The 25,839-nt window shown below is 67.4% G+C and carries 21 protein-coding genes and 1 riboswitch; of the genes, 15 read left to right on the top strand and 6 right to left on the bottom strand.

Annotation, left to right across the window (positions count from 1 at the left end; translation table 11 throughout):
* Window positions 1-35: 35 nt before the first annotated feature.
* The 3 genes from ON40_RS16330 (at window position 36) to ON40_RS16320 (ending at window position 3,062) form a co-directional block, all read left to right on the top strand.
* Complete coding sequence (locus ON40_RS16330; RefSeq protein ID WP_040823312.1) at window positions 36-1,037, top strand: zinc-binding alcohol dehydrogenase family protein; 1,002 nt, start codon at window positions 36-38, stop codon at window positions 1,035-1,037.
* Between the two features lie 114 nt (window positions 1,038-1,151).
* Window positions 1,152-2,042, top strand: a complete 891-nt coding sequence (locus tag ON40_RS48185) for an expansin EXLX1 family cellulose-binding protein (RefSeq protein ID WP_157186308.1) — start codon at window positions 1,152-1,154, stop codon at window positions 2,040-2,042.
* Window positions 2,043-2,129: 87 nt separating this feature from the next.
* Window positions 2,130-3,062, top strand: a complete 933-nt coding sequence (locus tag ON40_RS16320; protein ID WP_083895675.1) for an alpha/beta fold hydrolase — start codon at window positions 2,130-2,132, stop codon at window positions 3,060-3,062.
* On the opposite strand, the gene ON40_RS16315 is transcribed toward ON40_RS16320, so the two are convergent.
* From ON40_RS16315 to ON40_RS16305, 3 genes are all read right to left on the bottom strand, one after another.
* Entirely contained in the window at window positions 3,063-4,751 is a 1,689-nt protein-coding gene (locus ON40_RS16315) for a bifunctional metallophosphatase/5'-nucleotidase (RefSeq protein WP_245567827.1), read from the bottom strand.
* A gap of 157 nt (window positions 4,752-4,908) precedes the next feature.
* A complete protein-coding gene (locus ON40_RS16310; RefSeq protein ID WP_040823311.1) occupies window positions 4,909-6,912 on the bottom strand; it encodes an SDR family oxidoreductase in 2,004 nt (667 codons plus the stop codon).
* Between the two features lie 338 nt (window positions 6,913-7,250).
* Window positions 7,251-7,916 carry a biliverdin-producing heme oxygenase gene (locus ON40_RS16305; protein WP_040823309.1) on the bottom strand — a complete coding sequence of 222 codons (666 nt, stop codon included), beginning with the start codon at window positions 7,914-7,916 and terminating at the stop codon, window positions 7,251-7,253.
* A 723-nt stretch (window positions 7,917-8,639) separates the two neighbouring features.
* Here ON40_RS16305 and asnB point away from each other — a divergent pair.
* The 4 genes from asnB to ON40_RS16285 all read left to right on the top strand — a co-directional run bounded on the left by asnB (window position 8,640) and on the right by ON40_RS16285 (window position 14,397).
* Window positions 8,640-10,484 carry an asparagine synthase (glutamine-hydrolyzing) gene (gene asnB, locus ON40_RS16300; RefSeq protein ID WP_040823308.1) on the top strand — a complete coding sequence of 615 codons (1,845 nt, stop codon included), beginning with the start codon at window positions 8,640-8,642 and terminating at the stop codon, window positions 10,482-10,484.
* A 242-nt stretch (window positions 10,485-10,726) separates the two neighbouring features.
* Complete coding sequence (locus ON40_RS16295) at window positions 10,727-12,319, top strand: FAD-dependent monooxygenase (RefSeq protein ID WP_051193167.1); 1,593 nt, start codon at window positions 10,727-10,729, stop codon at window positions 12,317-12,319.
* 68 nt (window positions 12,320-12,387) lie between these two features.
* Window positions 12,388-13,614, top strand: coding sequence for a cytochrome P450 (locus ON40_RS16290; RefSeq protein ID WP_040824306.1), 1,227 nt, complete (start codon window positions 12,388-12,390; stop codon window positions 13,612-13,614).
* Window positions 13,615-13,638: 24 nt separating this feature from the next.
* Complete coding sequence (locus ON40_RS16285) at window positions 13,639-14,397, top strand: TetR/AcrR family transcriptional regulator (RefSeq protein ID WP_245567826.1); 759 nt, start codon at window positions 13,639-13,641, stop codon at window positions 14,395-14,397.
* Between the two features lie 34 nt (window positions 14,398-14,431).
* Here ON40_RS16285 and ON40_RS16280 read toward each other — a convergent pair whose 3' ends face one another.
* The gene (locus ON40_RS16280; RefSeq protein ID WP_245567860.1) at window positions 14,432-15,829 is read right to left on the bottom strand and encodes a threonine/serine exporter family protein; all 1,398 of its coding nucleotides are present in this window, start codon (window positions 15,827-15,829) and stop codon (window positions 14,432-14,434) included.
* A gap of 261 nt (window positions 15,830-16,090) precedes the next feature.
* On the opposite strand from ON40_RS16280, the gene ON40_RS16275 reads away from it, so the two are divergent.
* Both ON40_RS16275 and ON40_RS16270 read left to right on the top strand, forming a co-directional pair.
* Window positions 16,091-18,022, top strand: coding sequence for an acyl-CoA dehydrogenase family protein (locus ON40_RS16275; protein WP_040823307.1), 1,932 nt, complete (start codon window positions 16,091-16,093; stop codon window positions 18,020-18,022).
* A gap of 56 nt (window positions 18,023-18,078) precedes the next feature.
* Window positions 18,079-18,720 carry a phosphatase PAP2 family protein gene (locus tag ON40_RS16270; protein WP_051193165.1) on the top strand — a complete coding sequence of 214 codons (642 nt, stop codon included), beginning with the start codon at window positions 18,079-18,081 and terminating at the stop codon, window positions 18,718-18,720.
* Here ON40_RS16270 and ON40_RS16265 read toward each other — a convergent pair.
* Together ON40_RS16265 and ON40_RS16260 are read right to left on the bottom strand one after the other, a co-directional pair.
* A complete protein-coding gene (locus ON40_RS16265) occupies window positions 18,702-19,580 on the bottom strand; it encodes a nuclease-related domain-containing protein (RefSeq protein WP_245567825.1) in 879 nt (292 codons plus the stop codon). The two genes, ON40_RS16270 and ON40_RS16265, sit on opposite strands and share 19 nt — an antisense overlap.
* 310 nt (window positions 19,581-19,890) lie before the next feature.
* On the bottom strand, window positions 19,891-21,585 hold the full coding sequence (locus ON40_RS16260) for a GMC oxidoreductase (RefSeq protein WP_040824298.1): 1,695 nt from the start codon (window positions 21,583-21,585) through the stop codon (window positions 19,891-19,893).
* Window positions 21,586-21,741: 156 nt separating this feature from the next.
* Here ON40_RS16260 and ON40_RS16255 point away from each other — a divergent pair, with 156 nt between their 5' ends.
* From ON40_RS16255 to ON40_RS16230, 6 genes are all read left to right on the top strand, one after another.
* Entirely contained in the window at window positions 21,742-22,374 is a 633-nt protein-coding gene (locus ON40_RS16255; RefSeq protein ID WP_051193164.1) for a CDP-alcohol phosphatidyltransferase family protein, read from the top strand.
* Window positions 22,375-22,417: 43 nt separating this feature from the next.
* Entirely contained in the window at window positions 22,418-22,816 is a 399-nt protein-coding gene (gene gcvH, locus ON40_RS16250; RefSeq protein ID WP_040823304.1) for a glycine cleavage system protein GcvH, read from the top strand.
* A gap of 178 nt (window positions 22,817-22,994) precedes the next feature.
* The gene (odhI, locus tag ON40_RS16245; RefSeq protein WP_040823302.1) at window positions 22,995-23,471 is read left to right on the top strand and encodes an oxoglutarate dehydrogenase inhibitor Odhl; all 477 of its coding nucleotides are present in this window, start codon (window positions 22,995-22,997) and stop codon (window positions 23,469-23,471) included.
* A 13-nt stretch (window positions 23,472-23,484) separates the two neighbouring features.
* Window positions 23,485-24,285 (top strand): transcriptional regulator FtsR, encoded by an 801-nt coding sequence (gene ftsR, locus ON40_RS16240; RefSeq protein ID WP_040823300.1) that lies wholly within the window; start codon window positions 23,485-23,487, stop codon window positions 24,283-24,285.
* Between the two features lie 82 nt (window positions 24,286-24,367).
* Window positions 24,368-24,841, top strand: coding sequence for a bifunctional nuclease family protein (locus ON40_RS16235; protein ID WP_040823298.1), 474 nt, complete (start codon window positions 24,368-24,370; stop codon window positions 24,839-24,841).
* A gap of 150 nt (window positions 24,842-24,991) precedes the next feature.
* A complete protein-coding gene (locus ON40_RS16230; RefSeq protein ID WP_040823296.1) occupies window positions 24,992-25,579 on the top strand; it encodes a MerR family transcriptional regulator in 588 nt (195 codons plus the stop codon).
* Window positions 25,580-25,738: 159 nt separating this feature from the next.
* A riboswitch (glycine riboswitch) is annotated at window positions 25,739-25,834 on the top strand.
* Window positions 25,835-25,839: the final 5 nt, after the last annotated feature.

Below are 25,839 nucleotides of genomic sequence, written 5' to 3'. Positions count from 1 at the left end.
AGTCGAGGAGTCGACCGGCGGCGGATGCGAGCGGAATGACCGCCTGGCAGGTCACCCGGCCGGGGCCGATCTCCGGCGCACCGCTGACTCGGGTTCGGGTAGCTGTTCCGGAGCCGGGTCCGGGTGATCTGCTGGTGCGGGTGCTGGCCTGTGGGGTGTGCCGCACGGATCTGCATGTGGCCGAGGGGGATCTGCCGGTGCACCGGCCCGGGGTGGTACCCGGGCACGAGATCGTCGGCGAGGTGGTCGCACGCGGCGCGGAGGCCACCGAGGAATTCGTGGTCGGGGATCGGGTGGGCATCGCGTGGTTGCGGCACACCTGCGGGGTGTGCCGGTTCTGCCGTCGCGGCGCGGAGAATCTGTGTCCGCGATCGCGCTACACCGGCTGGGACGCCGACGGGGGATATGCCGAATTCACCACGGTGCCATCCGATTACGCGCACCCACTGCCGTCCGGGTACACGGATGCGGAGTTGGCGCCGCTGCTGTGCGCGGGCATCATCGGATATCGGGCGTTGCAGCGGGCCGCGCTGCCCGAGGGCGGGCGGCTGGGTATCTACGGATTCGGCGGTAGTGCGCATCTGGCAGCCCAGGTGGCGCTGGCGCGTGGGGCGGAGATACATGTCATGACACGAGACCGGGCCGCGCAGCAGCTGGCCGTGCAGCTCGGGGCGGCCTCGGCGCAGGGGGCTGCCGATCCGCCGCCGGTCCCGCTGGATGCGGCGATCCTGTTCGCGCCGGTCGGCACTCTGGTGCCGCCGGCCATGGCGGCGCTGGACCGCGGTGGTGTGCTGGCGATCGCGGGCATCCATCTCAGTGACATTCCGGTGCTGAACTATCAGCGTCACCTGTTCCAGGAGAGGGAGATTCGGTCGGTGACGGCCAATACCCGCGGTGATGCCCGCGAATTCCTGACCTTCGCCGATGCGCATCGGCTCGAGGTGACGGTGCACCCGTACGGGTTGGACGCTGCGGACCGGGCGCTCTCGGATCTGGCAAACGGAAAGTTTGCGGGAGCCGCTGCACTTATTCCCTGACACGCCGGTGACACGCCGAGTAATGCAGGTAGAGTTTGTGATTCACCCACTTTGTCTCAGTATCTGATGCTTTGCTGGAGAGATACACGGCGAGTAGAGGGTGGAGGCGGGTCGATGCATCGGGTATCGCAGCAGGACCATGCTCGTAGCGTGCGGCCGTGGTTGTGGGCGTCGCTGATCGCAGTGACGGTGATCGCGGCCGCGGTGTGGGCGGTGCGTCCGGATCCGACGGGCTGCCGGACCGCCGCGTCGGATGCGGGGCTGCGACCGGCCACCGTGAGTATGCCGAGAACGCCGGTGTCCCAGTGGATTCCGATCACCGAACGGGTCGATCCGCCGGTGCTCGCGCAGGCGCGGTACTACACGTTCAGACCGGACGTGGCGTGTTCGTTCCCTGATCTGCCCTCGGACGGTTACTACGTCGGGGTACCGACGGACGAATACGACGGCAGCGCGGCCTGCGGCGGATACGTCGACCTGTACGGTCCGCTGGGGTCGGTGCGGGCGCAGATCGTGGACCACTGCCCGGGATGCGGTGCGCACCAATACGATCTGAGTGCCGCGGCCTTCGCGCGGATCGCCGATCCGGGCTCGGGCGTCGCGCAGATCGGCATCGGCCGGGTACACAACCCGCCGCCTTCGCCGGATCTGGTGTACCGGATCGAGGAGGGCTCCTCGGCCGATTGGCTGGGCATACAGTTCACCGATACCGGAAATCCGTTGAGCCGGGTGGAGATTCGTCCCATGGCGGGAGGTGGCGGGCATATCCTGACGCGGCGCCCGGACAACTTCTGGACCATCTCCGGCGCCGGAGATGGCCCGTTCACCGCCCTGGTCACCGATGCGGACGGTCATCAGGTCGTCGTGCCGGGAATCGTCGTGGATCCGGGGCGTTCGCAGCACACCGGTCGCAGTCTCTACGCACTTCCCGCGCAGGTTCCAGCGGCCACCGTCTCGCGGCCGATGTCGTCCGCGGTGACTTCCGCGGTGGCCGTCTGCTCCTGAGCCGGGCATATCGGCCCGCCGGGCGTATGCGATCATCGGGTGGAACACGTTCTCATCCGTCGCGGGCAGTGCACCAGGAGGCAGCCGATGGCCGATCCGAACGCGGCGAACCGGCAGGCGGGCGCGCGGTTCTCGGCGGCGAGGCCGCTGCGACGTCGGCTGGGCGGCCGGGTCACCCGGCTCGATCGGGTGCCCGCCGGGACGATGGTGGAACTGCCCGGCCGCGGCCGGACCTATCTGGTCGACATTCCGGGCCCGGCCGGTGCGCCGACGCTGATTCTGTTGCACGGCATGGTCACCACCGCGATGCTGAACTGGTTCCCCGCGCTCGAGGAACTGTCCCGCGCGTATCGCGTGGTGCTGTTCGACCAACGTTGGCACGGGCACGGAATCCGTTCGCCCCGTTTCGATCTGGACGACCTGGCCGAAGACGTGATCGCGGTCGCGGATCTGGTCGGCGTCGAACGCCCGATCCTGGCCGGATACTCCATGGGCGGTATCGTCGCCCAGCTCGTCGCACACCGGTTTCCCGAGCGGGTCGGCGGTATCGTGCTGTGCGCCACCACGTATCGCTTCCGGGAGACCTTGCGCGAACGGGCCTTCCACGCCGGTCTGGGCGCATTCGGACGGCTCACCGCCGCGACGGCGTCGCGCCGGGTGGCGAGCACCGGTGAGCATCTGCCCGGATTGCCCCAGATCTCCTGGGAGACCGGGCGATTGGATCGCTGGGCCCGCTCGGAGATACGCAGCGTGAGCAGCTGGGGAATGACGCAGGCCATCGCCGAACTCGGCGCCTTCGATGCCTCCTCCTGGCTCGGCACACTGAAAGTGCCTGCGGCAGTGGTGATCACGACGCGCGATCGGGCGCTGCCGGTGCATCGGCAGCTGGAGATGGCCAAGCTGATCCCGGGTGCGGAGATCTTCCTGGCCAGGGCCGGGCACGCGGCCTGCGTCCTGGAGGCCGACATCTTCGTCCCCGCCCTGCTGGACGCCTGTGCCTCGGTGGCCGCCCGGCTGTGATCAGCGGCGCTGCACGCGGCTCGTCGGCGGTTCGATCTTCGCTCGGTCCGCCAGATAGGCGTTGAAGGCGGCCAGATCGTCCGGACCGACGGCGCTCTGCTGTCCCTGAGCGAAGACGCTGAACCCGTCCCCACCCGAGGCGAGGAAGTTGTTCGTCGAAACCTGGTACACCGCACGGGGATCCAGGATCTGCCCCGCGATCCGCACGGTGTCGTCGAGGATCTTGTGGCCCGTGGGCGCGGAATCGGAATAGGAGTAGGTGATACCGGCCACCGACAGCACACCGGGCGTGGTCTTGTTGTCCCACTGCTGCTCCAGCAGATGCAGGATCTGCTCGCCGGTCAGGGCCACGGTCACCACCGCATTGCCGAACGGCTGGACCGTGTACGCCTGTTCGTAGGTGATCGCACCGCCGCTCAGATCCGCCCGCACGCCACCGGGATTCATGAATGCGGCCACGGCGTGATCGGGCGCCATGGCCGCGAGCATGGCGTCGGCGATCACATCGCCGAGGGGTGAATCCCCGCCCGGGGTGGGCTCGTTGGACAGCGGCCCGGCGCTGGTCCCGATCACGTGCGCGGCGCGCGGGCGGGCCTGATCGGCGAAGAAACCGACGAGCTTCGCGGCGGCCGGATCGGCGGTCACGGTCCGGGTGACCACGCGATTGACCGCCTTCGCATCGACGGTGCCGTCGTGGAAGCGCAGCGTGACGTCGGTGATCAGGCGGCCGTAGGACGCGGCCTGGGTGACCACCTTGCCCGCGATGGTGCAGTTGTAGGCCAGATGCGTGTGCGCGGTGAACAGCACCTTCACCCGGGGATCGATGTGGTTGGCCAGGGCGGTGACGTTCGGGCTGATATTCGCGCAACCGTTGTAGTCGATCGCCGCGCCGTGCGTCTGCTGCGCGCCGCCGTCGTGTACCAGCGCCACCACGGTTTCCGCACCCGCGGCGACCATCTCCGGGACGTACTTGTTCACCGCGTCGGCCTCGTCACCGAAGGTGTAACCCCGGATGGCGTCGGGCATCACGATATCGGCGGTCGCCGGGGTGACGGTGCCGACGACGCCGATCTTGTGGCCGCCCACCTGCAACATCGTCCACGGTTTCAAACCGGGCGGCAGCTGACCGTACGCATCGGTGACGTTGGCCGCCAGATAGGGGAATGCGGCTCCGGTGAAGGGCTGTCCGGGGGAGCAGCCGTCGGCCGCGCAACCGCCCTCCTGCAACCGCGTCAATTCGGCTGTGCCGTGGTCGAATTCGTGATTGCCGACCGCGGATGCGGCCACCCCGAGCGAATCCAGGTAGTCGATGGTGGGCTCGTCGTGGAACAGCGCCGAGACCAGCGGGCTGGCGCTGACATTGTCTCCGGCGGACAGGATCGCGCTGGCCGGATAGGCCGCCTTCAGCTTCGCCAGGTGCGTGGCCAGATATGCCGCGCCCCCCGCCTGATACGCGCCGACGTGCCCGTTGCTCCCGTCGGGCGGTTCCAGATTGCCGTGCAGATCGTTGATGCCGAACAGATGCACCTCGCCGGGCTGCGCCGCGGGCAGATCGTCGGTGGACACCAGCGGCACCGGGTTGGCATGCGAGGAGTTCGACGGTGCGGTACCGTGACCCCCGCAGCTGACCATCAACACCACGCCGATGACGGCGATCATCGCTTCGATCAGGCGGCGACGCAGCTTCATAACCCTCGACTCTGGCAGACCGACACTGCGTGCTGGCTGCGCTCGGGTGAATTTCCGTCGCAGCCCTTGCCCGCAGTGTGATTGTGCCAGAGCGAATCCCGTGCGAAAGCGGTATCCGCTCCGACGTGACCGGTCACGTCGGAGCGGATACCGGGTCTCACCAGTGCAGACCGGGAATCCGGTTGGTGATGCGAGTGGCCGGGCCGGGCATTCCCATGAGTGGCTGCACGATCGGGGCGAGGGCCAGCAGTGGGTTTCGGCTTTCGGCTCCGCTGGTGTCCGGACGCTGCGCACCCGGCTTCGCCGCCGCCGACTCACCGAACATCCGGAAACCGCGGTGCAGGATCGCCTTCTTCACCGAGGGCATCACCGTGTCCACGACCTGGGCGAAGGTGCCGATCGGGGTGTCGATGCGGGCCGGACGTTCGGTCAACGCGCGCACCACGATCGCCGCGGCCTGATCGGGGGTGTGCACGGGGAGGGAGCGGTACAGGTCGGTCGGGGCGATCATCGGGGTGCGCACCAGCGGCATCCGCACCGAGGTGAAAGTGATTCCGGCATCGGCATTCTCCACCGCAGCGATCTCACTGAACGTGTCCAGCGCGGATTTGCTCGCGACGTACGCGGCGAAACGCGGCAGTTTGGTCTGCACGGCGATGGAGGAGATGTTGACGAAATGCCCGAACCGGCGTTCGCGCATCGCGGGCAGCACCGCCAGGATCAGCCGCACCGCGCCGAAGTAGTTCACCGCCATGGTCCGCTCGAAATCGTGCATCCGGTCGGTGGAGTTGAGCACCGAGCGGCGGATCGAGCGGCCCGCGTTGTTGACCACGTAGTCGATGTGGCGGTGGTCCGCGAGCACCTGCTTGACCAGCAACTCGACCGCCTTCTCGTCGGTGATGTCGCACGAGTACGCCTGTGCCGCACCACTGTTCGCGCGGACCTCGGCCGCGGCGGCTTCGAGCTCGTCGGTGCTGCGGGCGGCCATCAGCACCGTGGCCCCGCGACGGGCGACCGCATGCGCGGTGGCCAGGCCGATCCCCGAGGACGCGCCGGTGATCAGCACGATCCGTCCGCGCAGCGGGTCGCCGTCGGTGCGGCGCGCCCGGTCCGGGTCCAGGCGGCTGCGCCAGAACTCCCACAGCGTCCCGGCATACTCCTCGAACGCGGGCGGGGTGATGCCGCGCAGCTGGGCGCGGGTGGAATCGGAGACGAATTCCGAGGCGAACGTGACGTGCGGCGCGACCTCGGCCGGAATACCGAACTGCTGCAACAGATAATCGCGTAACTGCGGTAGGCCCGGGACCTTGCCGAACATGGTCAACGCGCTCTGGCTGCCGGGTAGTGTGCCCAGTCCGGCGGGTGCGCCCGCGGCGCGGGCCAATGCGGCGTAGACCTCCGCGAACGGCTGCGGTTCCGGGTTGACCAGGTGGAAGGTGCGGCGGTTCAGGCCGGGGCGGCGGATCAGTTCGCCCATGGCCGCGGCCACGTAATCCACCGGAACGATATTGGTGCAGCCCAGATCCGGCAGCATCATCGGCAGTTCCGAGGGCAGTGCGGCCAGCCGGGCGATGGCGGAGAAGAAGTAGTAGGGCCCGTCGATCTTGTCCATCTCGCCGGTCGTCGAATCTCCGGCGATGATGGCCGGGCGATAGACCCGCCAGCGCAGCCCCTTCGTTTCCCGGACCAGTTTCTCGGCCGCGAATTTGGTTCGGTGGTAAGGAGATTCGAGGTTCTGGCCGAGATCGAAGTCATCCTCGAAGAACTGGCCGCGATGATCGCCCGCGACCGCCACCGACGAGACGTGGTGCAGCATCGCGCCCAGTCCGGTGGCCAGCTCGATCACCTCGCGGGTGCCCTGGACGTTGGCGGCGTAGGCGGTTTCCTCGTCGGCGGTCATGTCGTAGAGCGCGCCGAGGTGGATCACGTGCTCGGCCGGCGGCGGATCATCGTGCAGCCCAAGGTTTTCCGCGGTCAGATCGCCGATCAGCGGGAAGACCCGGTCGGTGGCCTGCCAGTCGAGCGCCAGTTCGGCGAGCTTGGCCGCGGAAGCCTCGCGCACCAGGATGTGGATCACCGCCTCGGGATCACCGGTGAGCAGATTCTGAACTACCCGGCGTCCGAGAAATCCGGTGCCGCCGGTCACGATATACGAAACCATCGCCCCTCCTGCATGTCGAACATTGTGTGGCGCAACAACTTCGGCTGCGCATGGCACTGTTCGTCCGACATTCGCCGGTGGATGCGGACGTGAGATCGGCCGCTGACGGACTGCTTCGCTAGCAGACGTTGTGGCCCAGTAGGAACACCGTCGTGCCTAACTGGTGAGTAACTTTAGCGGGCATGCCGTTGTCTCCGCAACCAAACGGCGCCCTCCGTGGTGTGTGACGTATCACCACGTGAGGGCGTCGATTGATATCTGTGTCAACGGTTTTCAGATAACTCTCGGAGGGGTTGGTTATCTGTGGGCATCCCGCACCGCGGATGCGTGCGGTCGGCTCAGCCCTGCCGTCGGGTCGGGAATTCCGCCGCCAGTTCGCGGAACATCGCCGAGTTGAAATCGAAGGCGCGCTGACATTCGCCCAGCACCCGCTGCTTCTCGAGATCGTCCACGGCCAGGGCATCGAGCAGTTCGCGATATTCGCGCTTGAACGCCGCCGGGTTCGGAATCTGGTCGAAGACGTAGAACCGGACGCCGTCGCCACGCTTGGGTAACTGCCACAGCTTCTCGGCGGTCCCGCGGATGACCTGGCCGCCGGACAGATCCCCGAGGTACCGGGTGTAGTGGTGTGCGACATACCCGGCGGGCCACTGCCGTGCGCATTCGCGCACCCGTTCGGCATAGGCGGCGGTCGCGGGCAGCGGATCCAGATCCTCGCGCCAGTCCGCGCCGCCGAGATGCGCCAGGTCGTCTTCCAGGTGCGCCACCCGCGCCAGCTCGGGGCGGACGAACGGCCCGGCGACCGGATCGGTGGCCAGTGCGTCGCAATGCTCCTCGAGCGCACTGTAGACATGCCACAACTGCCCGGTGTACCGGTAGAACGCCGCGACCCCCAGCCCGCCGCCGAGCATATCGCTCATGAACGTGGAGTTCTCCGCATCGGCATGTTGCCGCTCGGTAGCGGTGCGGATCTGCGCGGAGAAGGGAGTAGTGGTGTCGGGCATATGCTGCTGTCCTCGCTTCGTTCCCGGGCAACGCTCCGGCCTACTTTGGGTTACCTAACTTCCCACTGACGATACCTGGTCGACGGCTTCGTCGAATCAAACTTTCGGACGAGAACGGGTCGTCCGGGGGATGCGTGTCCGGTTGTGCATGGGTGCGCGGCGTCGGGGTCTTCCCGGGCGACGGGCGACGGTCGGTGACAGTGCTCGGTGGGAGCGGACCGGAAAGTGGCGCTCGGACTGCTTCGTCCCGGGGCGACGGTCGGCTCGACGCCTCGGCTCTGTGGCGATCCGGCCCGTCCGCGGGTTCGTTGGTGAACCGGGCGCGTTGGGTGGATGTCGACGTCGTCATCGTTCCGACGACCGGCGGCACGTCGGATGTCGGGATCGCTGTGTGGCGCGAATCGAGCTGTGTTGCAACGCGTATGGCGTTGACAGGTTAAGTCCGCATTGCCGTGGATGTTCGATTTGTCGGCGATGTCCGGTGATTCGGGCGATGTAGCACGAAAGTGCTTTTGCAGCAACGTGAATCGTCCAGGACTCGGCCGTTTCGGTTGTGGGAATCGGCATTCGGCGAGGTCGGTGGGCCGGGAATCGCGACGCGCCCGGAGGGCTGCGACACGGCTCAATTCTTTCTGGCGACGAAGGTCTAGCGGCGGCGAATGTTGGCGTGTTACAACGGAGTTACGTGTAGTTATCGTTGCTAACTAATTGGAGGGCGTGAACATGTGTGGAATCGCGGGCTGGGTGTCGTTCGACTCCGACCTGACCCAGCAACAGCGTGTCCTCGACGCTATGACCGAGACCATGGCCTGTCGCGGGCCCGACGGGCGGGGCACGTTCGTGCGGACACACGGTGCGCTGGGGCACCGCCGCCTGGCCATCATCGACCTGCCCGGCGGCACCCAGCCGATGAGCATCAACACTCCCTCCGGCGACATCGGCATGGTGTACTCCGGCGAGACCTACAACTTCCACGAGTTGCGCGCCGAGCTGACGGCGCTGGGCCACACCTTCCGGACCGACAGTGACACCGAGGTCGTGCTGCACGGCTACCTGCAGTGGGGCGAGTCGGTGGTCGATCACCTCAACGGCATGTACGCCTTCGCGATCTGGGATCAGCGCACCGAGAAACTGGTGATGATCCGCGATCGCATGGGGATCAAGCCGTTCTACTACTACCCGACACCGGACGGCGTGCTGTTCGGCTCGGAGCCCAAGGCGATCCTGGCGAATCCGCGCGCACGCAAGGTTGTGGACAACGACGGACTGCGCGAGCTGTTCGCGTTCACCAAGCAGCCGAAATGGTCGCTGTGGAAGGGCATGTACGAGGTCCTGCCCGGCACGCTGATCGCGGTGGACCGCAACGGAATTCACGAGCGCACCTACTGGCGGCTGGATGCGGTGGAGCACACCGACAGCCAGGAGGACACCGTCGCGAAGGTGCGCGAGCTGCTCACCGACATCGTGGACCGTCAGCTCATCTCGGACGTACCACGCTGTGTATTGCTGTCCGGCGGACTGGATTCCAGCGCCATCACCGGTCTGGCCGCCACCCGGCTGGCTCGCGACGGCGAGCAGCTGCGCACCTTCTCCGTCGATTTCGCCGATCAGGAGGAGAATTTCGTCCCCGACGAGATGCGCGACACCCCCGACTCGCCGTACGTGCGCGAGGTCGCCGCACTGGTCCGCTCCGCGCACGAGGACGTCGTGCTCAATCCGTCCGAACTGTCGGATCTGACGGTGCGCCGCGCGGTGATCACCGCCCGCGACATCCCGGCGGGGCTCGGCGATATGGATTCCTCGCTCTACCTGCTGTTCAAGGCGATTCGCGCGCAGTCGACGGTGGCGCTGTCGGGTGAGTCGGCCGATGAGGTGTTCGGTGGTTACCGCTGGTTCCACGACGAGGTCGCGTTGAAGGAGGAGACCTTCCCGTGGCTGGCGTTCAACAACTCGATCACCGGCGAGGGGCGCTGGCAGATGCTCGAACCCCAACTGCGCGAACGTCTTCAGCTGGAGAACTTCATCTCCGATCAGTACGCCTCGGCGGTCGCGGAGGTGGAGCACCTCGATGGTGAGTCCGAGGTCGAGCACCGCATGCGCACGGTCTGCCACATGCATCTGACGCGTTTCGTGCGGGCGCTGCTGGACCGCAAGGACCGCGCGTCGATGGCGGTCGGACTCGAGGTCCGGGTGCCGTTCTGCGATCACCGGCTGGTCGGGTACGTCTACAACACGCCGTGGTCGCTGAAGACCTTCGACGGCCGGGAGAAGAGTCTGCTGCGGCACGCCGCGAAACACGTTCTGCCCCAGTCGGTCGTCGAGCGCGTCAAGAGCCCCTACCCTTCGACGCAGGACCCGGGATACGCGGCGAACTTGCAGCAGCTGGCGAAAGAGATTCTGACCGAGAAGGATTCGCCGGTGTTCGGGCTGGTGGACCGGGCGTGGTTGCAGAATGCGGTGACCCAGGATCCGCTGCGGATGGACGCGATGACGCGCGGCAACCTGGACCGCACCGTCGACCTGCACACCTGGCTCGACATCTACTCGCCGGAACTGCAGCTGGACTGATCGAGTTCGACTCGCTCGCCCCGGGACCGGTGTCCCGGGGCGAGCTGTTTCGATGGGTCTTGCGAACCGTGTCGGCGGCGCGCGGGAACCGGTGGCGGGTGCGTCAGTGACTCGTAGCGGACTTCCGCTGCAAACTCACCTGTGCGGGTGGATTCCGCCGAACAATCAGCCATCGATGACGGTTTCGAACGGCACATCGCGTCCGGCTGGAGTCATTCTCCGCCCGCCAACACCATGGTCACATGACCATCGAACAGCGGGCCGATATGCCACGAACCCCCGTCCTGATCGTCGGCGGGAGCATCGTCGGGGCATCGGCCGCCCTGTTTCTGGCCGCACGCGGCATCGTGCCCGTCCTGGTCGAGAAACACGTGGGCATCTCGAAAAGACTGCGTGCCAAGGTTTTCTACCCGCGCACGATGGAGGCGTACCGCTCCGTCGGTGCGGACAAGGACATCTACGCGCGCCAGGCAGCCCTGCCGCCGGCCGATCACGCCGCGCAGGTCACCTCCCTCGCCGGGCCCGAACTGCGTCGCTGGCAGCTGCCCGCCGCGGCGGATATGACCGCGGTATCGCCTTGTCCGAGTGCGCTTCTCGCGCAGTCCGAGGTCGAGGAGGTCGTGCGCGTGCACGCCCGCGCCGCGGGCGCCGACCTGCGGTGGGGACACCGCCTGATCGGATTCGAGGACCGCGGCGAGCAGGTGTGCGCGCGGATCGCCGATCCGGACGGCCGGGAGTATCGGCTCGCCGCCGAATATCTGCTGGCAGCGGACGGGCAGGCGAGCGAGGTGCGCGAGCGGCTGGGTATCGGGCGAATCGGCGAGCCGACGATCGCGCACGTCATGGAGATCGGGTACACCGCGGATCTGCGTGCGGTGCTGGCGGGACGTCGGCTGGCGATGGCGTGGACGGAACTGCCCGAACGGGCGTACCTGACCTGGAGTACGGGATACGACCGAGGCGTGGTCTCGGTGAACTACGACCCGGGCCGCACCGGCCCGGCATCGTTCGACGGTCCGCGCAACGCCGCGCTGGTCTCCCGCGCGCTCGGGATCCCCGCCGCGCAGCTGTCGATCACCGGCGCGCGGTCGTGGCAGATGGGTGGCTGGGTGGCCGAGAGATACCGTGCGGGCCGGGTGTTCCTGCTCGGTGACGCGGCGCACGTGACCCCGCCGGCCGGGGGCTTCGGCGCGAACGTCGGTATTCAGGACGCCTGTAATCTCAGCGCGAAGCTGGTCTCGGTCCTGCGCGGCGACGCCGATCCGGCTCTGCTGGAGGACTACGAGCCCGAGCGGCGCGCGGTGGGGGAGTCGACGGTCGCGCAGGCGATGGCACGCGCCGGACACGGCTCCGGGACCGAAACGCTCAGTGAGGCCGCGGTGGCGATCGGCTATCGCTACCCGATGTCCGGCGTGGACCCGGCCCTGCCCTCGGCCGATGAACCACAGCGTTGGCGCGGCGAGCTCGGCACCCGGCTGGTGCACCGGCCACTGCCCGACGACCCCGGCAGTTCGACGCTGGACCTGGTGCGCGAGGGCCGCTACCTGCTGCTCGTCGGAGCGAACGGCCGCCCGTGGCTGCGCGCAGCACGCGCACTCGACCGGTACGGCGCATTCCTGGATGCGGTCACCGCGCCCGCCGAATTCACGGCGGGCCAGGAGGATTCGCTCGGCATCGGCGATCGCGGCGCACTGTTGGTGCGACCGGATCATGTGATCGCCTGGCGCGCGGACGAAGACGGCGGTGACGCGGTGGCCAGGTTGTCCGCTGCCGTCTGGCGCGTGCTGACCCACCGCTTGCCGTACCCTTCCGAACGAAAGGTTTACGGAGTTTAATAATAGGTGTTCACAAAATCGGTGTGGTGTGGTTCACTCATCCGGAACGTGTTCCAAAGGAGGTACCCGTGTCCGCTCCGTCCCTGTCACACAGCTTCGACTTCACCGATCCGGACCTGCTCGCCAGCCGTTTGCCCGTCGCTGAGTGGGCGGAGTTGCGGCGCACCGCTCCGGTCTGGTGGGTCGAGCAGCCCCACAACATCGCCGGCTTCGGCGACGATGGCTACTGGGTGGTCAGCAAGCTCGACCACATCAAGGAGATCTCCAAGAAGCCCGAGGTGTTCTCCAACTTCGAGAACACCGCCGTGATCCGCTTCTACGAGGACATCGCCCGCGAGGAGATCGACATCCAGCGCGGCATGCTGGTCAACCAGGATCCGCCCTCGCACGACAAACTGCGCCGGATCATCTCCCGCGGATTCACCCCGCGTGCGGTGGAGAGCCTGCGCAACGCCCTGCGCGAGCGCGCCGAGCGCATCGTGCACGAGGCCAAGCGCAACGGCGGCGGCGACTTCGTCACCGAGATCGCCTCCGAACTGCCGCTGCAGGCGATCGCCGAACTGCTCGGCGTCCCGCAGTCCGACCGCGGCAAGCTGTTCGAGTGGTCCAACACCATGATGGGCTACGACGACCCGGAGTTCGGCGGCGACCACAAGATGGCCACCGCCGAGGTGATGGGCTACTCCTGGAATCTGGCCGAGGAGCGGCGCGGCTGTCCGGCCGACGACATCGTCAGCCAGCTGGTCACCGCCGATATGGACGGTGAATCCCTCGGCTCGGACGAATTCGCCTGGTTCGTCATCCTGCTGGCGGTCGCGGGCAACGAGACCACCCGCAATGCCACCACGCACGGGATGAAGGCGTTCGTCGACTTCCCCGAGCAGTGGGAGCTGTACAAGGAGCAGCGGCCGCGCACCGCGCCGGACGAGATCGTCCGCTGGGCCACGCCGGTCATCGCGTTCCAGCGAACCGCCCTGTCGGACACCGAGATCGGCGGGCAGCAGATCACCAAGGGACAGCGCGTCGGGTTGTTCTACGCCTCGGCCAACTTCGACGAGGAACGGTTCGAGAAGCCCTTCGAATTCGATATTCTGCGCGAGGAGAATCCGCACGTCGGGTTCGGTGGCACCGGCACCCACTACTGCGTCGGAGCGAACCTGGCGCGCCTGCAACTGGACCTGATTTTCAACGCCATCGCCGACGCGATGCCGAACCTGCGGCAAATCTCCGAGCCGGTGCGGCTACGCTCAGGGTGGCTGAACGGAATCAAGAGCTGGCAGGTTGCTTACGAATGAGCGGTCGGGCCCGGAGGAGGTAACGTGCCCAACCACAACGGGCCCCGGTCGATCAGTGGGCAGGTCACCCGTGTCCCCGCACGCCGGGGCCGCGCGCCCGCGGTGAGTGACACCGACATCCGCCGGGTGGCCAGATCCCTTCTCGCGGAACAGGGCCCGGAGGCGGTGACCCTACGCGCGATCGCGCGCGCCCTGGGTATCACCGCCCCGGCACTGTACCGCTACTACGCCTCGCGCGAGGATCTGGTCGCGGCCCTGCGCCGCGACATCTGCGCCGATCTGGCCGAGGAACTCGCCCAGCAGGTCGCCGAACTGCCCGACGACGGCGTCGTACAGCTCCTGGCGGTCTGCCGGGGCTTCCGGCGCTGGGCGCTGGATCACGCACCGGAATTCACGCTGGTGTTCGCCTCGCCCGCCGGGGAGAACGCCAGTGCCATGCGGCAATTCGACGAACCCTTCGGCCGAATCTTCCTGCAGGCGGCCGGTCTGCTGCTGACCACCTACGACATCGTGACCCCGTCGCCCGAGGTGATCCCGGAGGCGTTGTGCGCGGATCTGAAGCGATTCCAGGCCGATCTGCTCGAGGTACTGGCCGAATCGGGTCAGGAGTTCCCGGCCGAGAAGCTGGATCTGGGCGTCACCTACCTGATGACCACCTTCTGGGCGCGCATCTACGGGCACGTCACCCTGGAGGTCTTCGGCAATTATCCGATGGCCGTGAGTGATCCGGACATTCTGTTCGACGCGACGCTCGAGGATCTGGCCCGCAGCATCGGGGCGTGAGTCGCGCTCCGCGGCAACCGGATACGCGACCTGCTCACTTCGGCGGCACGATCGGCATCTCGCCGGTGGCGAACGTCGGCGGATGAATCCCGCGGAAGCGCAGCAGAATTCGCGGCCGACGCAGGAATCGCGCACCCCACTCACCGAGCGTGACCCCGGCCGCCAGCGCACAGCCGACGCCCAACGCGGCGAGTAGTTGATTCAGGCCCGTGGCCTGCTGGCCGTTGAGCAACGCCGAAAGACCCCGGTAGATACTCAGACCCGGCAGCAGCGGAGTGATCCCGGCGACCGCGACGACCAGCGGCGGCGTCAGCGCACGACGGGCCATCAGACCACCGGCCAGACCCACCACGCAAGCCGCAACACCCGATGACATCACCGGCCCGAAATGGTGCCCGTGCATCAGCTGATAACACAGTGTCGCCACCGCGCCACTGGCCGCCGCGGCGGCCAGCGCGCGACGTTCGGCATAGCACGCCAGCGCGAAGGCCAGCGAGGCCACGGCCCCGGCGAGGACCTGCAACGGCAGAGCGGAGATGGGGGAGGAGGAATTCATATCGATCGGGGCCATCTTCACGTGCAGCGCATCGGCGCCCCGCAGTGCCAGGGCGACCCCGGCGATGATTCCGCCGGTCATCATCAGCAGATCCAGCATGCGTGCCGCCGCGGTGATGGGTGCGCCGGTGATCGCGTCCTCGACGGAACCGACGAGCTGTAATCCACTCAGCATCACGGTGATTCCGGCCGCGACGACTAGCGACTGGTACTTCTCCGTGCCGTAGGCGGCCAGGGCGATCGCGGGCAGGGTCGCGATCGCACCGCCGACGATCGCCTGGAAGAACGAGGGCAGCCCGCGATAGTTCAGTGCGCGGTTGGTGCGGTCGATCACGCCGGTCGCCACGAAACTGGCCGCGGCCGTGATCGCGCCGCCGCCCAGCAGCAGGCCGATCGAGGCCGCCAGCAGAGCCCAGCCGCCGGTCGCGACCCAGCGGTTGTAGGGGTGCGGTGCCGAGGTGAGTTCGTCGAGTGCGGCGTGCGCGTCCTCCGGCGGCACCACCTCGCGGCGGATGCGGCGGGTGAGCCGGTCGACCGCGGCCAGGCGGGTGAAATCGAGCGTGCGGTAGTTGACCACCCGCATGGTGGTCGCGGGCGGCATGGTCGGGCCGCGGTCGGCCGAGATACGGATCGAGTTGTAGGTGACGTCGATATCGCAATTCGCCAAACCGTAAGTGGCGGCGATGAATTCGATCTGCGTGGTGGTGTCGGTGACGGCGGTGCCCGAGGCCAGCACGACCTCGCCGACCCGTTCGGCCAGCTCCATCACCTGTGTCACGGTGGCGTCGTCGGACAGGTCGATCGGCCGCAGCGGTGCGGGCGCGGTGACCACGGCATCCACCGTGGCCTTGCGCTCGGCGACGATCCGGTCCGTCACCCAGTCCAGGGCGCGCCGCCAGCGCGGATGCGCCTTCGGCTGATCCGGTTCCTCGGCGGCCTGCGCCTCGATCTCCTCGCTCACGGCGTCACCTCGCCGATGTTCGTGGTCGATGGTTGCCTCTCGTACTCGTTTTCACACCGCAGGGTCTCGCTCACACAGTGCAAGGTAGAGGGTCCGGGCCCCTCGTGTCAGCTCTGGCAGCGAAGCGGTGAGCGTGGTCACGGGGCGGTGCCGTGAACGGGTCGTTAGGGTCGGGGCATGGCATCTCCCGGGAATCAGACAGCGGACATCCTTCGTGCGGCGCTCGACGGCCCCTGGCGCGATGTGCGTGAGCAGGCCCGGCCGCGACTGGACGACGAGCGGCTGTTCGGGGATCCCTACCTGGACTATCACGCGGCGCGGGACCGGGTGCTCGAACAGATGCGGCTGGTCTCGAAATTCGGTCTGGCCGAACGTGGATTCCGGCGCGAGCACGGCGGCACCGCCGATCCCGGCGGCGCGGTGACCGGGCTGGAGATGCTCGCCTACACCGATCTGTCGCTGTGGGTGAAGAGCGGCGTGCAGTGGGGTCTGTTCGGCGGCGCGGTGGAGAATCTGGGCACCGAACGGCATCGCGACGTCGTCACCCGGCTGATGTCGCTGGACCTGCTGGGCTGCTTCGCCATGACCGAGTCCGGGCACGGCAGCGATGTGGCCCAGCTCGAGACCACCGCCACCTACGATCCGGCGACCGAGGAATTCGTCGTGCACAGCCCGACCGAATCCTCCCGCAAGGACTACATCGGTGGCGCGGCCGAACACGCGCGGATGGCGGCGGTGTTCGCCCAGCTGATCACCGACGGCGAGGGCAGGGGCGTGCACTGCTTCCTGGTGCCGCTGCGCGACGCCGAAGGTAACGATCTGCCGGGCGTGACCACCTCGGACTGCGGGCTCAAGGGCGGCCTGCCCGGCGTCGACAACGGCCGCATCCGGTTCGACCACGTCCGCATTCCGCGCGAGAACCTGCTCAACCGGTACGCCGACGTCGCCCCGGACGGCGCGTACAGCTCCGATATCGAGAATCCGAGCCGCCGATTCTTCACCACGCTCGGCACGCTGGTGCGCGGGCGGATCAGCGTCGGCGGCGCTGCCGCGGCGGCCGCGCGCGTCGCGCTGAGCATCGCGGTCCGGTACGCCGAGCAGCGACGTCAGTTCGACGATCCGGATACCGGTGAGGAGGTCGTGCTGCTGGACTACCGCAGCCATCAGCGCCGGTTGCTGCCGCATGTCGCGCGGGCGTTCGCGCTGTCCTTCGCGCAGAACGACCTGGTCCGCCGGATGCATCTGGTGCAGACCGGGCAGGATCTGGATCCCGGCGCACAGCGCGCCCTGGAGAAGCGCGCGGCCGGATTCAAGGTCGCGCAGACCCGGCACGCCACCCGGGCCATCCAGGAATGCCGCGAAGCATGCGGCGGCGCAGGCTATCTCACCGAGAACCGGCTGGTGACGCTGAAGGCCGACACCGATGTGTTCACCACCTTCGAGGGCGACAACGTGGTGCTCACCCAGTTGGTCGCCAAGGAACTGCTCACCGCCTACGCCGACGAGGTGCGTGATCTGGACGCGCTGGGCTGGGTGCGTTTCGCCGCGACCATGGCGCGGGACGTCGCTCGGGAGGGTTCCGGTGTGCGCCAACTGATTCAGCGACTGCGGGACCGCGGCGGCGATTCGGTCGACGACGGGGACCTGTCCCGTCGCGCGGTGCAACTGCAACTGTTCGCCGACCGTGAGGACTATCTGGTGCGCACGGCCGCGCACCGGTTGCAGGCCCGCGCCGAGGAGACCGGACCGTTCGAGGCGTTCGACAACGCCCAGGACCACATCCTGCTGGCCGGTGAGGCGCATATCGAGCGGCTCGTACTCGAGGCGTTCATCGAGGGCATCGCCGACATCGAGGACGAGCAGGCTCGCGCGCTGGCCGATTCGGTGTGCGACCTGTACGTCTACTCCTCGCTGGAACAGAACCAGGCCTGGTACATCATGCACCGGTTCATGTCGGTGGATCGGGCGAAACAGGTGCGTCGCGGAGTGAACGAACTGGTCGACCGCCTGCGCCCGCACGCGCTGACCCTGGTCGAGGCGCTGGGCGTGCCCGAGAGCACGCTGCGCGCCGCCATGCTGGACGATGCGAGCGTGCATCAGGGGCGATAACCGGGCCTCGGCGGCGGCACACGGCGGAGCGGACCGGCGCGGATAAGGTCGGTGCCGTGAAAAGCGCGTCCGCTCTGCCGTCCTATCGGATCGTTCCGCTCGCGACGGTGGTGATCCTCGGCGTCCTCGTCACCGTCCTGCTGCCACTGGCCTTTCCGGCCGGTGGCGGGCCGACCGGATTCGATCGAGTCGTGGACGACCGGATCCACGCCACCCTGGACACGCAGCACACCGTCTACGGGATACTGGTGACGCCCAGCGACGCGCCCGTCGTGCTGGCCGTCCTGCTGCTCGGGGTGCTGTGGTACGCGTGGCGACGGGACTGGTGGCGAGCCGGATTCCTGTTGGTGGCACCGGAACTCGTCGTCGCGATCAACACCTACGCGCTGAAATATGTGTGGCACAGGCAGCTTCACCACTATCTCGCCTACCCGAGCGGCCACACGGTGCAATTCATCGCCATCGCAACGGCTTTCGTGCTGATCGTGCCGACGCCACGGCTCCGGATCGGCACGACGGGCCTGGCGGTGGTGCTACTGGTGGCGATCGCGATCGGCATGGTCGGCTTCGGCTACCACTATCCGACCGACGTGCTCGGCGGCACCGCCACCGCCATCGCCCTGGTGACCGCGATGTACGCGGCGCTCCCGGGCACGCTGCGCCGCGGTGCGAATCCCGTTCAGCCCGGGGCGAACTGAACGACGGCCGTGATCACGAACCACAGCAGCCAGGCCACCGCGACGAGCATGCCCAGCGTGAGCAGCACCCGCATGCCCCCTTGGCGCAGATCCATTTCGCCGGGCTCGTTGGGGTACAGCTTCCACGGGCTGTACCAGGGCATGGCCATCGTGGTCGGTCCGGCCGCGAACTCGTCGGTCTGAGTCATCTCCTCGCGGAACGCCTCGGCCTGCGCCTGCTGCGGCCCGCCGCGCCACAGGGTGGTGTCCACCGGACCGCCGAAACCCTCGGCGACCAGATCCTGCGGCGAGGGCAGATAGGGGAGCAGATTCAGGGCGCGGAAGCCCAGCGCCACCTCGTTGGTCGTCCACTGCGCGCGTCCCATGGAAGCCATGGTGTCGAGATAGTCGGCCAGATGCCGCTGGTGGTCGCCGATCACCACCTGCAGTCCGGGATCGTCCCAGAGTTGCCGCAACCGCACATTCGAACCCTGCGGCGGCACCACCAGCACGAGGCCCTGCACCACGCGCTGGCCGAGGCCGCGTTCGGCCAGGAACGCCTGTAGCGCATAGGTGTGCCTACGCGAGGAGTCGATCGGGTTGCGCCGGCCACCCTCCAGGGAGACGACCTGGCTGCCGACCCGCCAGGGACCGTCCAGCGGCACCTCGAGTTCCCCGGACACCTGTTCCACCAGCGCCTCGGCCTCGATGACCACGCAGCTGGTCGGGGTCCACACGATCGCGTCGAACTGATGCAGCTGCTTGTCGTGGAACAGACTGCAGTTCACCATGGCGACGCCGTGCGGATCGCTCGGCCCCTTCCAGGTGCGCAACCAATCGATCAGCACCCGCTCGGCGAGCGTCCCCGCGGAGTTCTGCACGCGCACGAGCATTGGCGACCCGCCCTTCTGTAATTTTGGCCTCTGCTTCGCTCCGGCGGGTATTTCGGCGCCCGAATGGCTCGTCGTGCAGCCCTCGAGACTCGGCCTTCGGCCATGCGCTTCGAGGACTGAACGACGAGCCGCGCCGAAAAACTTCGGGTTGGCGTATTCGGCCCGACTGTTCCGGCGCACGGAGATGCTTCGCCGCTGGGCGCGTTCGCTGTGGTTGGGAGAGCACGCATCTCACCGTCAACAGGATAGTCGGACCCGCCGGATCATGGTCGAACTTACTCGCACGGGAGTGTGTCGCTCAGGCGATGGGGACGGTCGGGTCGGCCGGAGTGATCGGCAGTCGCAGTGCGCCGGGAGCCCAGACCGGGACGGACGGCTGGATCGGGGCGACCGGTTCGATGCGCCGGTACGCGCGGCCCAGGGGCGGGCGCGGATCGGGGGCGCCCTTGTTGGGCCAGAACGCCATCGCGCGTTCGGCCTGTGCGGTGATGGTCAGCGACGGGTTCACGCCCAGATTCGCGGTCACCGCCGAGCCGTCGGCGATGTGCAGGCCCGGATGTCCGAAGACGCGCTGGTACGGGTCGACCACGCCGTCGTCGGGGGTTTCGCCGATGACGCAGCCGCCGATGTAGTGCGCGGTCGCCGGGATGTTGAACACATCCATCACCAGGCCGTGCACATCGCCGTCGACCTTCTCGCCGAAGCGGCGGCCGACCTCGTGCGCCATCGGGATCCAGGTCGGGTTGGGTGCGCCGGTGCCCTGTTTGGTCTTGAGCCTGCCCCAGCGCCGGAACGAGGTGAGCGAGTTGTCCAGTGACTGCATGACCAGCAGGATCACCGACTTCTCCGAGGCGTGCCGGGCATTGAGGCTGCGCAGGAACACCATCGGCTGGGTGAACATGGCCAGCAGGAAGCGCAGGAACCGGAACGCGCCGCCGTCCACGATCGGCACCGACATCGGGAACAGCGCGTTCTGCCCCTTGCCGTAGTGGCAGACCTCGATGTGGGTGTCCGGCTCGGGATGGATCGAGGAGGTGATCGCGATGCCCTCGGCGAAATCACGCCGGTCGCGGCTGACCACGTTCAGAATCGCCTCGGAGTTGCTGCGAGTGAGCTCGCCCAGCCGCGGGGACAGCTTCGGCAGTACCTTCTCGTCGCGCATCTTGTGCAGCAGCTTCTGCGTGCCCAGCGCGGCCGCGGCGAAGACCACCTGCTCGGCGGTGAAGGTCTTGCGCTGCTTGCGAATCCAGCGATCCGAGCGGCCGGTCTCGATGGCGTAGCCGCCGCCGATCATCGGCCGGACCTTGCTCACGGTGGTCAGTTCGAAGATGTGCGCCCCGGCCTCCTCGGCCAGGTACAGGTAGTTGGTCGGGGTGGTGTTCTTGGCGTTGTGCGGGCAGCCGGTGAAGCAGCGCGCGCAGTGCACACAGCCGTTGCGGCGCGGTCCGGCCCCGCCGAAGTACGGATCGTCGACCTCGGCGCCGGGATCGTCCTCGTTGAAGAAGACCCCGACGTTGGTCGGATGGAAGGTGTCCGAGACGCCCAGATCGTCGGCGATCGCGCGGATGACCTCGTCGGCGGGGGTCGTGCGCGGATTCGGCGCCACGCCGAGCATGCGCTTGGCCTGGTCGTAATAGGGCGCGAGCTCACTGCGCCAATCGGTGATGTGCGCCCACTGCCGGTCCTCGTAGAAGTTCGGCAGCGGCTCGTACAGGGTGTTGCCGTAGATCAGCGAACCACCGCCCACCCCGGCCGCGGAGAACACCGCGCACTTGCCCAGCACGCTGATCCGCTGCGGCCCGGTCAGACCCAGTCGCGGGGCCCAGAGCGACTTGCGCACATTCCAATTCGTGTTCGGAATGGCCTCGGCGGGCCAGCGGCGACCGGACTCGAGGACGGCCACCCGGTACCCCTTCTCGGTCAGCCGCAGCGCACTCACGCTCCCGCCGAACCCGGAGCCGATCACTACGACGTCGTAATCGAAGTCGGGCATGGTCTTCCTCTCGAACGAGCACATCGCATGAAACGCTTTCGCCGATCATTCTCCTCACCCCGCCCGACGGCCCGGAACTCGGCCCGCAACATCTCCGGTACCCCCTCCGGCGTGCCCGAATGGCGACGCCGGGCCGATTCGGGTAAGCAACAGGCTGTGACGAGCCAATCCGGTGGCGCCCCACCGGCCCCGCGGCGCGAGGACCGCATCCTCACCCTGCCCAACGCGCTCAGCGCGCTGCGGCTGATCGGGGTTCCGGTCCTGCTGTGGCTGCTGCTGGTCGTGAAAGCGGACGGGTGGGCGTTCGCGTTGCTCATCGCCAGTGCCGTCACCGACTATCTGGACGGCAAACTCGCTCGGTTGCTGGATCAGTACTCACGGCTGGGCGCACTGCTGGACCCGTTCGTGGATCGGCTCTACCTGGTGGCCACGGTGCTCGGACTGATGGTGCGCGGGATCCTGCCGTGGCCGTTCGTGGTGGTGCTGATCGGGCGCGATCTGATCCTGGCCGCGGTCCTGCCGATCTACCGCCGCAGGCGCCTGGATCCGCCCGAGGTGATCTATCTCGGCAAGGCCGCGACGTTCGCGTTGATGTCGGCGCTGCCGTGGTTGCTGGCGGGCCGGATGCACTGGCCGCTGGCAGGTTTCGGCCGTGCGTTCGGCTGGGCATTTCTGATCTGGGGTACGGCGGTCTATATCTGGACGGGACTGCTCTATCTCGGCAAGGCCCTCGCGGTTGCCCGGACGATACCGGCCACTCCGCGTGATTCTCCCCAACGATTAGAGTGATCGCCACGCCCGTGAAAGGACGCCCCGTGAAAGGACATGAGCATTGACCGCCCTTCCCGAGGATCTGCGCTACACCGAGGAGCACGAGTGGGTCCGGCGCACGGGCCCGACCCGGGTGCTGGTCGGCATCACCGACTACGCCCAGCAGCAACTCGGCGACATCGTGTTCGTACAGTTGCCTGCGCTGGACAGCGATGCCCCGGCCGGTGACAGCATCGCGGAGGTGGAATCCACCAAGAGCGTCTCGGACATCTACTCCCCGCTGAGCGCGAAAGTCGTTGCGGTGAACGAGGTTCTGGATTCCACGCCGGAGACCCTCAACAGCGATCCGTATGGCGAGGGCTGGATGTTCGAGCTCGAGGTTCCCGACGCCGCGGCACTGGATGCAACGCTCGGTGAACTGCTCGATGCCGCAGGTTACCAAGGAGTTATCGGGGGCTGAAGCGGCCTTCACAGTTCTACCTGCACGGGATCGCCCTGGCAGGGTACGGTCAAAGCCAACAGATGTGCGGGCGACCGGTGCCGCAATGTCCAAGGGCGCGACAGCCGGTCGCGCTGGGTGATGGCAATGCCGGAATCGGATGCTTGTACGGATAATCGGTTCGAGGAGGAGAGCAAGGGTGAGCGAGAACAAAGACCCGGGTTACGGGGAGAGCGCGGCCGAGACGACGTCGGTATTCCGCGCTGACTTCCTCAACGAGGTCGACGCGTCGCGCTCCGGTGAGCAGACCGGCGAACAGCCGGTGCAGGGTGTCGAGGGTCTGCCCGCGGGTGCTGCCCTCCTGGTGGTCAAGCGCGGCCCGAACGCGGGTTCGCGATTCCTGCTGGATCAGCCGACCACGTCGGCGGGGCGTCATCCCGACAGCGACATCTTTCTCGACGATGTCACCGTCAGCCGGCGGCACGCGGAGTTCCGTCAGGACGACGACACCTTCCAGGTAGTGGATGTGGGCAGCCTGAACGGCACCTACGTCAATCGCGAACCGGTGGACTCCTCCGAGCTGCAGAACGGTGACGAGGTGCAGATCGGCAAGTTCCGGTTGGTGTTCCTGACCGGTCCGCGGCCAGCCGCGAGCGATGCGGCAGGCGCACTGTAGGAGCCGGTACGAGATGACAGGCGCTGCGCAGTGGACCCGCGGAGGGATGTCGATCGGCTCCGTGCTGGATCTGCTGCGTCCGGATTTCCCGGACATCACCATCTCCAAGATTCGCTTCCTCGAATCCGAGGGGCTGATCAGCCCGGAGCGCACTCCTTCGGGTTATCGCAGGTTCTCGGTCGCGGATGTCGAGCGGCTGAAGTTCGTCCTGACCGCACAGCGCGATCAGTATCTGCCGTTGAAGGTGATCAAGGAGCAGCTCGAGGCGATCGACAGCGGTGCCGCGACGCTCGGGGTGCGCGAGGCCCGCGCCCGAGCGGACGGGGCCGACGGACCGGGGAGTGCGCCCGAGCCCGTGCGCCCCGGCAGCGCCCTGTCCCCGCCCCGGCGCCTGGGCGTCGTGCCCGGTGAGGTGACACCGGACGAGCTCCGGTTCGACAGCGAAATCCGTATCGCCCGTGCGGATCTGATCGAGCAGGCCGGTATCGATGAGAAATTTCTCACCGAGCTGATCCGCGCGAATCTGATCACCCCGGGCGCGGCCGGATACTTCGACGCCGAGGCCGTGACGCTGGCGCGTGCGGCCAAGGCGATGAGCGAATTCGGTTTGGAGGCTCGGCATCTGCGGGCCTTCAAACTGGCCGCCGATCGCGAGGCCGCGATGATCGCTCAGATCGCGGCCCCCATCGCCAAGAGCCGGGACGCCGACGCCCGCGCCCGCGCGGAGGAGACGGTGCGCGAACTTGCGGCGCTCTCACTCACGTTGCATACGAGCCTGGTGAAGACGTCGGTGCGCGCTGCCCTCGGCGGCTGAAATCTTCGCCTAGACTCGGTGATACGGCCGGTTTCGTAGTGGCACGCTGGACGGCCGCGAGTATGGGAGGCAGTGGCGAGTCATGACTGAAATGCGTGTGATCGGCATCCGCGTCGAGCAACCTCAGAATCAGCCCGTGCTGTTGCTCCGTGAGGTGGCCGGTGACCGGTACCTACCCATCTGGATCGGCCAGGCCGAGGCCACGGCGATCGTCCTCGAGCAGGAGGGCGTCACGCCCATTCGCCCGCTGACCCACGACCTGATCAAGATCCTGATCCACGATCTGGGCCATACCCTCAAGGAAGTCCGGATCGTCGATCTGCAGGAGGGCACCTTCTACGCGGACCTGGTGTTCGAGAACGATCTGCGGATCTCGGCGCGGCCCTCGGATTCGGTTGCCATCGCACTGCGGGTGGGTTGCCCGATCTATGCCGAGGAGCCGGTGCTCGAGGAAGCGGGGTTGGTGATGCCGGATGAGCGTGAGGACGAGGTCGAGAAGTTCAAGGAGTTCCTCGAATCGGTCTCCCCGGACGACTTCAAGGCGACCGACAGCTGAAGCCGGAATGTGCTCTCGACCTCTAGTAGAGGTCGAGAAACACGCGGTGCGCGGAGTTTGGTTCCATGCCTGTGCTGCCGAGACAATCGAGGGAGTAGCCTCGACAGTTAGGCCGTTGTTCTCTTCGGCGATGCAGTGAGGGAGTAGTCAGTGGGAGACCAACCGCAGCAGACATCACAGGCGCGGCCCGCCACAGTGGTGCAGCCAGGACTGTTCCCCGACGACACGGTGCCCGACGACCTAGTGGGTTATCGGGTGCCGAGTGCCTGCCAGGTGGCCGGTATCACCTATCGGCAGCTGGACTACTGGGCCCGTACCGGCCTGGTCGTCCCGTCCATTCGCAGCGCCACCGGTTCGGGTAGCCAGCGGCTGTACTCGTTCAAGGACATCCTGGTTCTGAAGATCGTCAAGCGACTGCTCGACGCGGGCATCTCGCTGCAGAACATTCGTATCGCGGTCGACCACCTGCGCAGTCGCGGAGTCGAGGATCTCGCGGGTATCACCCTGTTCTCCGACGGCGCGACGGTCTACGAATGCGCCTCGCCCGAGGAGGTAGTCGATTTACTGCAGGGCGGGCAGGGCGTGTTCGGCATCGCGGTCAGCGGTGCGATGCGAGAGCTGACCGGCGCGATCGCGGCCTTCCCGGCCGAGCGGGCCGAGAGCCACACCGCCTCCGAGCGTCCCGAGGACGAATTGGCGTTCCGCCGGAAGGTGCGCGAGAACCGCAAGACCGGGTAGAGATCATCCGAGAGTTCGGCGAGCCCCGTGACCACGGTCGCGAGGCTCGTTCGTGTCTCCGGGGCTTTCAGATCGACGCGGCGGTCATTGTGTCCTGTGTCGCAGCTGGTCGGCCGGAAACACAGACGATACACAGGGGCCACTAGACTGGCAGTGCGCCAATGCCGTGCGGGAGAGTTCCGGGTTTCGTCCCGGGCGCCGAAGGAGCAGCACCTCCCCGTCAATCTCTCAGGCACAAGGGACCGTGCGGGCAGTGGGCG

It is taken from the genome of Nocardia jiangxiensis NBRC 101359 (assembly GCF_000308615.1).
Classification (GTDB): domain Bacteria; phylum Actinomycetota; class Actinomycetes; order Mycobacteriales; family Mycobacteriaceae; genus Nocardia; species Nocardia jiangxiensis.
Note: the sequence above shows the minus strand (reverse complement) of the source record. Positions and strands in the feature narration are given on the sequence as shown.